The 12,515-nt window shown below is 37.1% G+C and carries 11 protein-coding genes and 1 pseudogene; 10 read left to right on the plus strand and 2 right to left on the minus strand.

Going from position 1 to position 12,515, the window contains the following annotated elements:
• Positions 1-7: 7 nt before the first annotated feature.
• The 9 genes and pseudogenes from QUF91_RS02515 to QUF91_RS02555 all read left to right on the plus strand — a co-directional run bounded on the left by QUF91_RS02515 (position 8) and on the right by QUF91_RS02555 (position 6,540).
• Positions 8-1,201 (plus strand): acyl-CoA dehydrogenase family protein, encoded by a 1,194-nt coding sequence (locus tag QUF91_RS02515; RefSeq protein ID WP_289416733.1) that lies wholly within the window; start codon positions 8-10, stop codon positions 1,199-1,201.
• Between the two features lie 676 nt (positions 1,202-1,877).
• The gene (locus QUF91_RS02520; RefSeq protein ID WP_289416734.1) at positions 1,878-2,300 is read left to right on the plus strand and encodes a MarR family transcriptional regulator; all 423 of its coding nucleotides are present in this window, start codon (positions 1,878-1,880) and stop codon (positions 2,298-2,300) included.
• Between the two features lie 399 nt (positions 2,301-2,699).
• Entirely contained in the window at positions 2,700-2,930 is a 231-nt protein-coding gene (locus tag QUF91_RS02525; RefSeq protein WP_289416735.1) for a hypothetical protein, read from the plus strand.
• A complete protein-coding gene (locus QUF91_RS02530; RefSeq protein WP_289416736.1) occupies positions 2,918-3,100 on the plus strand; it encodes a hypothetical protein in 183 nt (60 codons plus the stop codon). The genes QUF91_RS02525 and QUF91_RS02530 overlap by 13 nt, the downstream gene beginning before the upstream one ends.
• A 6-nt stretch (positions 3,101-3,106) precedes the next feature.
• Positions 3,107-3,283, plus strand: a pseudogene (gene dltC / locus QUF91_RS02535) (D-alanine--poly(phosphoribitol) ligase subunit 2); the annotation flags it as partial.
• Between the two features lie 25 nt (positions 3,284-3,308).
• Complete coding sequence (locus tag QUF91_RS02540) at positions 3,309-3,914, plus strand: DedA family protein (RefSeq protein WP_285397390.1); 606 nt, start codon at positions 3,309-3,311, stop codon at positions 3,912-3,914.
• Between the two features lie 92 nt (positions 3,915-4,006).
• Positions 4,007-5,206 carry an MFS transporter gene (locus QUF91_RS02545; RefSeq protein ID WP_285397391.1) on the plus strand — a complete coding sequence of 400 codons (1,200 nt, stop codon included), beginning with the start codon at positions 4,007-4,009 and terminating at the stop codon, positions 5,204-5,206.
• Positions 5,207-5,527: 321 nt separating this feature from the next.
• Complete coding sequence (gene pssA, locus QUF91_RS02550) at positions 5,528-6,073, plus strand: CDP-diacylglycerol--serine O-phosphatidyltransferase (RefSeq protein ID WP_289416737.1); 546 nt, start codon at positions 5,528-5,530, stop codon at positions 6,071-6,073.
• Positions 6,052-6,540, plus strand: a complete 489-nt coding sequence (locus tag QUF91_RS02555) for a DedA family protein (RefSeq protein ID WP_285397393.1) — start codon at positions 6,052-6,054, stop codon at positions 6,538-6,540. Before pssA ends, QUF91_RS02555 begins: the two co-directional genes overlap by 22 nt.
• 286 nt (positions 6,541-6,826) lie before the next feature.
• Here QUF91_RS02555 and vanY read toward each other — a convergent pair whose 3' ends face one another.
• The gene (gene vanY / locus QUF91_RS02560) at positions 6,827-7,699 is read right to left on the minus strand and encodes a VanY-A/VanY-F/VanY-M family D-Ala-D-Ala carboxypeptidase (RefSeq protein WP_289416738.1); all 873 of its coding nucleotides are present in this window, start codon (positions 7,697-7,699) and stop codon (positions 6,827-6,829) included.
• Positions 7,700-8,167: 468 nt separating this feature from the next.
• On the opposite strand from vanY, the gene QUF91_RS02565 reads away from it, so the two are divergent.
• Entirely contained in the window at positions 8,168-10,267 is a 2,100-nt protein-coding gene (locus QUF91_RS02565; RefSeq protein WP_289416739.1) for a beta-propeller domain-containing protein, read from the plus strand.
• 821 nt (positions 10,268-11,088) lie between these two features.
• Here QUF91_RS02565 and QUF91_RS02570 read toward each other — a convergent pair.
• Positions 11,089-12,459 (minus strand): polysaccharide deacetylase family protein, encoded by a 1,371-nt coding sequence (locus QUF91_RS02570; RefSeq protein ID WP_289416740.1) that lies wholly within the window; start codon positions 12,457-12,459, stop codon positions 11,089-11,091.
• Positions 12,460-12,515 lie beyond the last annotated feature (56 nt).

The raw sequence follows: 12,515 nt of genomic DNA on the forward strand, positions 1-12,515 counted from the left end.
CGTGGTCATGAATTTCGAATTTTCCACTGAGCAGGAAATGCTACGGAAAACAGTACGGCAGTTTGTGGAGGATGAAATCATTCCACATATTGCGAAGTGGGATGCTGAAGGTGGCTTCGATCCGAAGATTTGGTCAAGACTTGCTGAGCTTGGCTTAATGGGTGTCTGTGTACCAGAAAATTACGGTGGCAGTGGCATGGATTACAATGCGCTTGCTATCGTCTGTGAAGAACTTGAACGTGGAGATACAGCGTTTCGCACAGCTGTTTCAGTTCATACAGGCTTGAATAGTATGACCTTAATGCAATGGGGGACTGAGGCCCAAAAACAGCAATACCTTGTTCCACAGGCGAAGGGGATCCGGATTGGAGCGTTTGGTTTAACGGAGCCTGGAGCGGGATCAGATGTAGCCGCAATGTCTACCACCGCCGTAAGGGATGGAGATTTTTACGTATTAAATGGGCAGAAAACATGGATTTCTTTATGTGATATAGCTGACCACTTTATCGTCTTTGCCTACACTAATAAATCGAAGAAACATCATGGTATTAGCGCCTTTATCGTAGAGCGTTCCATGGCGGGCTTTACATCGAAGGCCATTAAAGGAAAATATGGTATTCGTGCTGGTAATACTGGTGAGCTCTTTTTTGAAGATCTACGTATACCTGTAGAGAATCGTCTAGGAGAAGAAGGAGAAGGTTTTAAAATTGCAATGTCTGCGCTAGATAATGGCCGTTTTACAGTAGCAGCTGGTGCTGTAGGTCTCATTCAAGCATGTATCGAGGCGAGCGTGAAATACTGTCATGAACGCGAAACATTTGGAAAACCTATTGGTGAGCATCAGCTAGTAGGGCAAATGATTGCCAAAATGGAAGCGGGCTATCAAATGAGTCGCTTGCTTGTATATCGTGTTGGTGAGTTAAAAAACAAAGGTGTGCGCAATACGCGTGAGACATCATTAGCAAAGTGGCAGGCTTGTGATTTTGCCAATAAGGCTGCGGATGATGCTGTACAAATTCACGGGGCATATGGTTACTCGGATGAATACCCAGTCGCACGTTATTTACGTAACTCGAAAGCACCGGTCATCTATGAAGGTACACGTGAAATTCATACAATTATGCAGGCTGACTATGTATTAGGAAAACGCCAAGATAAGCCATTAGCAAATATGCTACCAAAATGGCCGTTTGAAGAGTAACCATTTAAACACATGAATACCAAGAAACGAATGTCAAATAAAAAACAACTTGGCCCCCTTTCTAAGGAGAGGAGGCTAAGTTGTTTTATTTTGATTTTAAAATGAAATTTAATTACTTATTTTGATTAAAGTTGTTCACAAACATTGATTTTAATATAGATTTCCGCTACAGGCTACTCGCTAACCTGATCTCATTACCTGAACCTCGGTTTTTACAGTATTTAATTAGTTTTTTTATCAGGTGTGTTGATTAACCATTTTTATCCACCATGATGTTGATTTCTTTGATAGAAAGAGCTTGTTTTTCGATAAAAGCCCAAATAGTTTCGATAAAATAAGATTTTGTTTCGATAAAAGCCCAAATAGTTTCGATAAAATAAGATTTTGTTTCGATAAAAGCTCAAATAGTTTCGATAAAGAGCGATTTAGTTTCGATAAATCTTCAAAGTATTCCTATAAAACGAACGAAAGTAGCTTTAGCGATTCTGTTTTGGGGCTCGATACTAAATAGCAACAAGAAAAACCCTTTCATCGATCAATAATAAACCTATTTTTTCCTAATCAACACGCCTGTTTTTTTATAGTATTTGACAATGAAGATTATTTGATTTAGTATAAACTTAAAATATTTTAATTAAAAAATTTTAAGTTTATTGCAGAAAGGAGAAAAAGTGTGTTGAATGAACTCTTTGAAGATTTGTATATGAAACTTGCTGTGAATTTTTATAAAAATGCATCTCACAACCAAACAGTAGAGATTGAAAATATAAGTGCTGTAGAAATGGCATCCCTTGAAGTTGTATATTTCTTAAAAAACCCTACCTATAGCGAGCTTGCAGAGTTTTTTAATATATCACAGCCGAATGCCACGTATAGAATCAATAAATTGATAAAAAAAGGATATCTTACAAAATTCAATGACGAAAAAGATAAACGTGTATATTACCTTCAAGTAACAGATAAATTTATGGATTATTACTGTCTGAATGATAATTATATTAATAATATGATTACAAATTTGAAAAAAAGATGTACCGCAGAGGAAATAGAACAATTTGAAAAAATGTTAAAAATATTAACACAAGAAGCTATGGAGTAATTACAGATGGAATTAAAATTTGAAAAATAGGATGAGAAATATTTAAACAGTGTGCAGTTCTACATAGTAAAAGTTTATTTCTGCAGCTTGAAATTTTTGTTCGTATAACATTATTCCTCAGAGATGGAAAGCTTAAAAAGATTGATCTCGGTCACTCCTAATCGTCTCTGAAAACGATATTGTAAAAGAAAAGGCTCATCACCAAAATTTGTGGATGACATTTTTGATGTATTTGATCTTCGTTACGGCTGGGCGACTCCTTGGGGATTAGCGTCACAGATGAGACCCTGGAGCGAGCAAGTAGAGGAACGAAGGCTAAGAGCATCACGTCCTGTGATAACGCCTTCGTGACCTACATCGTGTAGGCCTAAGCGGCTCATCGGACGCCCCTTGGAAGCTTTGCTCTGTACGAAAGCGAAGCGGCAGCATATGTTTTATCTGCGCGAAAGCGAAGCGGCAGCGACATATGTTTTATCTGCGCGAAAGCGAAGCGGCAGCGACATATGTTTTATCTGCGCGAAAGCGAAGCGGCAGCGACATATGTTTTATCTGCGCGAAAGCGAAGCGGCAGCGACAATTGTTTTATCTGTGCGAAAGCGTAGCGACAGCAACAACAAATGTTTTCTGTAGCGAAAGCAAAGCGACAGCTACAAATGTTTTCTGTAGCGAAAGCAAAGCGACAGCTACAAATGTTTTCTGTGCGAAAGCGAAGCGTCAGCAACAAATGTTTTCTGTGCGAAAGCGAAGCGTCAGCAACAAAGCGCCCAGTCGGAACGGAAATCAACCACACGTTATGGTGAAGAGCCAAAGAAAACCTAGATGTACAGTTATTTGAAGAAAGCATCTTTCATTCTTTCAGGTACAAATCTTTATTAGTAGGATTGCAAAAGCGTTTAGATATTGAAGTTTCTATTTCAGATTTCAAGCGTGATGAACGGGAAACACCAAATATGATTGATAAGAAATTGGGAGATCTACGATGAAAAAACTAACCTTTGGAGAGATGACATGGAATGGATTTATGAATTATTTCAACAGTATGGATACTATGTTGTATTAGTTGGTTTGCTGTTAGAATATATCGCTTTTCCATTTCCAGGGGAGCCAACATTAGTTTATGCAGGGTATTTAGTACATACGGGAGATTTAAACTTACCGATATTAATTATACTATCGTTTATTGGGACAAGTGTTGGGATGACGATTCAGTATTTTCTAGGTAATAAACTAGGTATGCCGTTTATACAAAAGTATGGAAAGTATGTATTTTTAACACAGAGGAAAATCGATTTAACGAAAATGTGGTTTGATAAATATGGATATTTCCTGCTTTTTATTGGGTTTTTCATTCCAGGCGTACGTCATTTTACTGGATACTTTGTAGGAATAATCAATTTATCATTTCGCCGTTTTGCAATAATAATTTATTCAGGTGCTCTGTTTTGGGTATCGTTCTTCTTAATTGGTGGTTACTGGTTAGGTGATAAAATGCATTCTGTCATTAGTATGATGGGACAACATGTCTGGGAGATTGTTTTTGGTGTTATTATAATTGTAGCTATTATCCGATTCCGTAAACAATTGAAACGTTTATTTGTACAAAACACAAATTAATTTGGAACCCATTCTATGTAAAAAGTTAGAAGCCTCATAGACAGTTAGAGATATTTCACATCAATGATTCTTATAGAAAGAGATGTTGATACATGAAGAAAACAATTAAAGAACAGTCGATATTAATTATACTTCTAAGCAATGTATTCATTGCTTTTCTTGGAATTGGTCTTGTCATTCCAGTTATGCCGTCATTTATGAATAGCATGCAATTATCAGGAAAAACGATGGGTTATCTTATTGCCGTATTTGCGATGGCACAACTACTTATGTCACCACTCGCAGGTCGTTGGGTTGACCGTTATGGCAGGAAGAACATCATCACAATCGGTTTATTCCTTTTTGGTATTTCAGAACTTATCTTTGGTTTAGGCACGCATGTATCGGTGCTTTATTTATCGAGAATGTTAGGGGGAATTAGTGCCGCCTTTATTATACCAGGTGTTACTGCATATGTTGCAGATATTACATCAGTTCAGGAACGACCAAAAGCGATGGGGTATGTTTCTGCCGCCATTAGTACTGGCTTTATTATAGGACCTGGCTTTGGAGGCTTTATTGCAGAATACGGTATACGCATGCCCTTCTTCTTTGCGGCAGCTATTGCCTTTGTAGCGTGCATTTTATCAATATTTATTTTAAAAGAGCCGCTTACAAAGGAACAGCTTGCAGAAATTTCTGCTAAAACAAAACAAACAAACTTTATAAACGATTTAAAAAAATCACTTAGTCCGCTTTATTTCATTCCATTTATCATTGTATTTGTACTAGCTTTCGGCTTGTCTGCATATGAAACTGTTTTTAGTCTATTTTCTGATCATAAATTCGGCTTCACACCGAAGGACATCGCAACCATTATTACGATAAGCGCAATCTTCGGTGTTATTGTACAAATATTTATGTTTGGAAAAATGGTAGATAAACTCGGTGAAAAGAAATTGATCCAATTATGTTTAATTGCAGGTGCAATATTGGCGGTTGCGTCCACCGTGATCTCTGGATTTTGGGCAGTGTTGGTGGTAACTTGCCTTATCTTCCTCGCATTTGACTTGCTTCGTCCGGCATTGACGACGTATTTATCAAAAGCTGCCGGTAAAGATCAAGGATTTATTGCTGGAATGAACTCAACCTATACGAGCTTAGGTAATATCATTGGGCCAATGTTAGGTGGAGTACTATTTGACGTAAACGTCCACTATCCTTATCTTTTCTCTGCTGTTATTATGGTCATTGGCATCGGTATTACATTTGTGTGGAAAGAAAAACAATTGACAGAAAACTTAGCGGAATAATTAGAAAAGTGGAGGAAGCCTTCGGAACAATAAAAACCCAAATTGTACCCGTTGTTATTCTCTTTGTGGATCTAGACAATTCCCTAACTCGAAAAGTTTTACCTAGTATTATCGTTTACTTAAATTCACAATATAATTAGCAGTTTGGGGAGAAGTCGAGAAATCAATTTCGCATTTATCTCACCACCTTCAGAGGAGGATTTTTCTGTACCTGTCGCTATAAAAACATTTACCGAATGAAAATTCTATTTTTCAAGGTGAGCTGTAAGACTGTTTTTTATCCATTGTGTTGATTTGAATGAATAGGAGGTTTATTATACTGTGAAACATATACCATGTATGATTACAATTGGAAACTTTATTTGCGGACTTCTTGCTATTCGCTCTTTGTTTATTCAAGATTTCTATACAGCAGCGTTCTTCATTTTTGTTGGTATGTTTCTTGACTTTTTCGACGGCATGGTCGCACGTAAGCTAAATGCCGTTTCGGATATTGGGAAGGAACTTGATTCTTTCGCTGATTTGATCACGTTTGGTGTGGCTCCGGCTATGCTTGCTTACAATGTAGCATTGTATAGTATTCCGTATATTGGGATTTTGTGTACGCTGGCATATGGCACTTGTGGTGCTATTCGCCTTTCCAGATTTAATGCTCATCACAGCAAGTCTCCAACATTCATTGGAATGCCGATTCCATTTGCAGGAATATGTCTTGTTATATTAAGTTTCATGAATAACTCAATCGTATTAGCAGTAAGCACATGTGTACTTTCTTATTTGATGGTGAGCACAATTAAGTTTCCACATTTTAAAAGACTTGCGGTTGAAAATTCAGAGGTGGAAAGATGGGAACAGTTCAAGAATTAATCGGATCTTATGGGTATCTAGCAATTTTTTTAATGTTGATTCTTGGAATCGTTGGATTGCCGATACCCGATGAAGTCCTAATGACAATTGTCGGTTATTTTACAAATATTCATGTCCTGAATTATGAACTTGCTATTTTCGTTAGTTTTGCAGGAGCGCTTATAGGGATGATGATCAGTTATCTAATCGGAAGAAAAGCTGGTCGTCCTTTAATAGCGAAATATGGAAAATGGATAGGGCTGAAAGAGAAGAGAATGATGAAAGTAGAAAGGTGGATGAAGAAATACGGGCCGTTCTCACTTGTTTTCGGGTACTTCATTCCCGGTTTCAGACACGTAACCTGTTACTTTGCGGGAATCGGCAAAATGAGATTAAAAACATATATTACGTTTGCTGCGATTGGTGCCTTTATATGGTGTTTCACCTTTATTACAATTGGAAAGGTCGTAGGGGTTATACAGGATTAATCCCATTTCTTAACGCACAAAGTGGCTGGGACATAACCGATTAAAACTTAAAAAAGCGCGAGAAATCAAATTTAAAAGTTGATTTCTTGCGCTTTTTTGATGTGAAATATTGTGAAAAAATCATAGGTGGATATGATTTTAACAACCAATTCAAGATAACATCGGGTTTCCCAGATTCCTCTGAAATTAATCGAGCTAAACAATAATGCATACACATAAAGGCAAATAGTGCCTGTACCATAATACTGTTCATCACTTTCGTTCGGTTTCTTCCGCACCTTCGTTTCTACGCGTTATCTGGAAATACTGTCACGATCACACCATCCGTATTATTGCCCGATACCTCATAACGAAGATTGGCTGGCACATTAATAGTGGTATTTTCAGTAACAGGATAATAAAAGACCTCATATTCTTGACCATTTACAGTAGCAGAAATATGTTCTTCTTCTTTTAGATAGTCTAAATATTCCTCTAAAACAAAATTCTTTTCTTTCATAATCGCACTATGTGGTAAACCGACATAGCGGATATGCCATGGTTCATTCATAATTCCCGTTATGTCCGTTTTATCCTCTGGATAACGTAGCGTAAACCCGTATTTCCAAGCGTTCTTTGCAATCCACTCTCCCTCAGGTGCTATCTCCATTTTCCCTTGGGTACTTCCCACATCAAGCGATAAACTTAAATTGTGTTCGCTGTGACCGGCTGGCAAGGCACGATTGGAACCCATTTGTTCATAAAGTTTAGTTTGCTCATCAAATCCTCGAAAACCACTCGTAATTAAAAAACTAGAAACTCCATCTTCTCCCGCATCAAGAACCATATCCGAAAATTTACGTGCTATATCTTCTGATAAATATATTTCGCTATTAAACATTCTGTATCCTTTTACCAATTCATCACGAGCATTTAAATTGATGATATCTGATTTTATACTTTCATTGTGAACTGGGTGCTTACTGTTAACCAAAAGTAAATTTCCTTGATAAATTTGTTCTTCTGGAATTTCTACTTTTTTCATATTTTCAGAAGACGAATTACCGTCCACTACACCATTTTCATTATAGGCTTTTTCACCTTGAAAGAACGGTACTATTTTAAAGGCTGTCACACCTAAACATATTGCGAAAATTAATAAAAAGACCCGCTTTTTCATTCTTAACTGCTCCCTTATTCTTCTTTACTTAAAATATTATAAATAAAACTAATGAAGAAAAAGGTAGGATAAATCTTAAGTTTATCTTAAATTACGTACTTAAAAGTATGAAGCTATCTTAACTATTGTGGTTGATTTCTTTGATAGAAAGAGCTTGTTTTTCGATAAAAGCCCAAATAGTTTCGATAAAATGAGATTTTGTTTCGATAAAAGCTCAAAAAGTTTCGATAAAGAGCGATTTTGTTTCGATAAATCTTCAAAGTATTCCTATAAAACGAACGAAAGGAGCTTTAGTGATTCTGTTTTGGTCCACATTTTATAAAGAATACTAGTGTATTTGACCAATAAAATTCATTCTCCCTCGTTTTTCTTTATCTGACATTTCAAAAATTAAATTCAGAATACTGTAACTTTTCTATTCTGTGGTAGTCTAATTAATAAACAACTTTATGAAAGGAAGGAAAAATGATGAAAAATAAGTGGATAGCCATTTTACTCATCGCCGTACTAGCTATTTTACCAGGAACTTTTTCGTTAATAGTGCCCCAAAAAGCGGAGGCACAGGAAGCAAGTACGAGTACGAAAACGCATAGCTGGCAAGCGTCCTTTACAGAGGCATTAAAGGAAAGCGAAATAACGGATGCCAATGTATACGTAACAAATAGCAAAAATAAAAAGGTGTTAGCAACAATAACATTGGGAGACGATAAAAAGACACTTATCGTTAGCGGATTAGCACCTGATAGCTATAAATTACATGTGAATAAAGAAGCATTTGCACGAAGCGGAACTAAAACAGCCTCACAAGTAATACCATTTACCATCATTGAAAAGCTAGAAGCAGTAAAATCAGAAAAAGAGCTGCAGCAATATTTCGAAGCACTTTTAGCCAACCACCCACAAAAAGAATTGGACTATGAAGCAACCGTAGAAGTGGCAAGCAGCGAAGATAAAGCGAGCACAAACAACGCCTCTACAACAAATAATCAAGTAGAAGGAGTGGAGGAAGGCGATATTGTTGTTGTCAAAGATGGCTTTATTTATGCTGTAAAAGATCAAGGCATTAATGTAGTTGATGCGAAAGATCCAAAAAATTTAAAGTTAGCGACAACAATCAAGCTGAAAGAATCACAATATATTTCAAAGCTAGCATTATATGATCATTTATTAATAGTGATAGGGGATGAATATCTAGAAAAAGTAGGCACAAGCATGTCGACAGCTACTTTGTATGATATTTCAAATCCAAAGAATCCAAAGCTTATACGTGAAGTGGGGCAAGAGGGATATTTACAGGATATTCGAATTACAAATGGCACATTATATTTAATCGGTAATATGTATCCGAATTATTGGATGCTTAGAGAGCAAAAAGCGCCAGATTTAAAACCAAAAACATTTGATAGTTTAGAAGGTAAAGAGTACAAAAGCTTACCTTTAGAGAAAATTTCTATTTTACCAAATACTATGGATGGAACATATAGCTTAATTACAGCTGTAGATTTAAAAAATGGTGCCAAGGCAACTGTGAATACTAAAGGTTATTTAGGTGGCAGTAGTGGGCTTTATATGTCAGAGAATGCACTTTATTTAACAACACCAATTTATGATAGAAGTCCAGCCGTTCCTGCTACTGGTCGCATTACGGATATGATCTGGATGCCAAGAACTACTGATACACAAGTGTTTAAGTGGGATGTTGATGGAACTACAATGAATTTTGTAGGTACTACGGAAGTGAAAGGATCCGTGTTAAACCAATACTCAATGGATGAGTATAAGGGCAATTTCCGCATCGTTACAACTGAAGGAAATACGTGGAATGAAAAAGATATATCACGTAATCACCTATTTATTTTAGATGAAAATTTACAACAACTTGGTGCAGTAAAAGATTTAGCTCCTGGTGAAAAAGTGTATTCTGCACGCTTTATGGGTGAAAAAGCATATGTGGTAACATTTAAGCAAGTGGATCCACTGTTTGTTATTGATGTGGCAAATCCGAAAAAGCCAACTGTACTAGGTGAGCTGAAGGTTCCGGGTTTTAGTAACTACTTACACCCATTAGACGATACGCATTTAATCGGCATTGGCTATGATACAGAGCAACGTTATGATGCAAATACGAAGCGTAATTTTACAGTGACAACGAATATGAAGATGTCATTGTTTGATGTTTCAGATTTCAAAAATCCAAAGGAACAATCAACAGTAAAAATCGGTGGTAAGGGCTCGTACTCGGATGTTCAATACAATCCTAAAGCGCTATTCCGCAATAAGGAATACAATTACTTTGGTTTCCCAATTGTCCTTTATGATGCAGGGAAGGGTGATGAAATCGTCTACAAAGGTCAGGGCGCACAAATCTATGAAATCACTACGGATAATGGAATTGTACTGAAAGGAAATATCATTAATGAAAACACTAGCGAGCCGTATGAAAATTGGGAGCAACTCGTACAGCGTGTAGTCTATATAGATGACACTCTTTACACAGTAGCACGCAATGAAGTGAAGAGCTATCAGTTAAAGGACTTCAAACCTCTAGATACATTAACGATCAAATAAAAAGAAAGTCCAATAAACTCAAGGTGGAGTTTATTGGACTTTTCATGTTGTTGAAAAACTATTATGTCAATGAAATTCAGGTGTCCTATCAAATAAAGTAAGGCTCTTCTGCAAAACGTGGGGGAGATTTTCGTGCTAGCTGGGGGGCGTCCGATGAGCCGCTTCGCCGGAACGAAGATCAACCACTTCGCTTAGTATTTATCTTCTGGCATACCTCTCTCATTTATAATGATAAAGGAAGTGTCAGCAATGAGTGTTTTTTGTGCGAAAGCGAAGTGCTAACGTAGCGGCAGCAACAAGGTTTTGTCTGTGCGAAAGCGAAGTGCTAACGTAGCGGCAGCAACAAGGTTTTGTCTGTGCGAAAGCGAAGTGTTAACGTAGCGGCAGCAACAAGGTTTTGTCTGTGCGAAAGCGTAGTGTTAACGTAGCGGCAGCAACAACCAATGCTTTTATACGGGGACAAAACTGGTCAAAACCTTAAAAAGCGCGAGAAATCAATTTAGAAACGTTGATTTCTCGCGCTTTTTTTGATGTTAGATTTTTAGACGCAAATTATCAGTGCGTTCAGATAGTGTTTCGAAGGTAGATGTCGATATTTTTCAAAAGTTGGGTGATAAATCGAAAAAGTTGGGTGATAAATTAAAAAAGTTGGTCGATAAATCGAAAAAGTTAGTCGATAAACAATCAAAAGTTCTCGATAAATCTCAAAACTGTAGCTCATTAAAGATTTTTGTCGCTATCATTGCGCTCTGCTCCACTTTTGCGACAGAGAACTTGCGACTGCCGTTGTCTACCGTAGTCGCTAAGTTTTCTTTGGTCAGTTATTTTTGACGATATGGAAGAATTTCTGATACTGTAACGAATTCATAGCCCTGCCCTTGTAAATAAGCCATTACAGCATCAAGTCCGTCAGCAGTTGATTGATGAATATCATGCATTAAGACGATGGCATTATTGTGCAAATTATTTTTAACATTAGGTAGTAACTGTTTAGCATCGCGATGCTTCCAGTCCAACGTATCAATCGTCCATAAGACAACAGGGACAGGAATTTGAGCGTTAATAGCATCATTTGTTGCGCCGTATGGTGGTCTAAATACAGTTGGACTTTGATTAATTGCTTTCTCTATCTCCGCAACTGTTGATGTGTATTGCTTCAGTGCTGACTCTAGTGACAGTTTTGTTAGTATAGGATGGTTCCATGAATGATTACCTATTTCGTGTCCACGTGCAAGAACGTCTTTAGCGATATCAGGGTAATGTTGCACACGACTACCAAGCATGAAAAAGGTAGCTTTTGCATGATACTTATCGAGAGTATCTAAAATTTGTTCTGTAACCTTTGGATGTGGGCCATCATCAAAAGTTAAGGCAATACGCTTAACATTTGGGTCACCATTATTGATTGGTTTCGTCGGCTTTGCCATCGCAATCTGAAAATCAGAGGCTAACAACGGGTTAATAAGTGAAAGGGGAAGCTTCACAATTGGCGAACCAGCTGCACCGCTAGCAATCTCATACTCATCAAAATAGAATTGTAACGAATCATCAACAATGGCAAAGCGATTGAAGTTAGACCATTTCGGTTCGGTTGCCTTTGATAGCTCATCCTTGATAAGCTCATCTTTTAACTTGGGGTTTTGTTGTAAGTCATTACGTACATGAGTTGCTAATGTCGATAAGTTGTTTTCATCGTTGTTCAATAATTCTTTAATGGAAATCAGGTCACCAGTTTCATTATTGATGAAGAATGTTTTTGTTGAAACTTCTTGATTAGCTCCACCCGTGTACAGCACTTTTGTTAGAACAAAGGAATAATAGTGCTTTTGATATGGGAAAGTTTCCAGACTAATATTAAGTTCGCCCGTTGCCTTTTTATCTTTATTTTTTTTCATAGATGACAGATAGTTTTCTTTGGAATCTTTTATGTACTGTAAGACAGCATCGTTAAAAGCTTTATTATCTGTTTCTGGATAATGCAAAGCAAAAGGAGTTCGCTCATCATTAGAAACATCTGTTACAATACGTATACCTGGAAACGCAGAGTTTTCTGTAGAAACTTTACTCGTTATTGGTGGTTCCTCTTTTGAGGCACTTATTTTTTGAAACTTAAAGTCATCCTTTGATAGGAGAATGACTAAAATAATTGTTGTTAATGTAATGATGAGGCCAACTAATAGGAAATCAATCATTGGGCCGCGTCTTTTTCTTTTGCTTCTTCTTCTGCGTTCCGGCATTTTGATGGATA

Origin of the sequence: Lysinibacillus sp. G4S2 (assembly GCF_030348505.1) — a bacterium.
Lineage (GTDB): Bacteria > Bacillota > Bacilli > Bacillales_A > Planococcaceae > Lysinibacillus.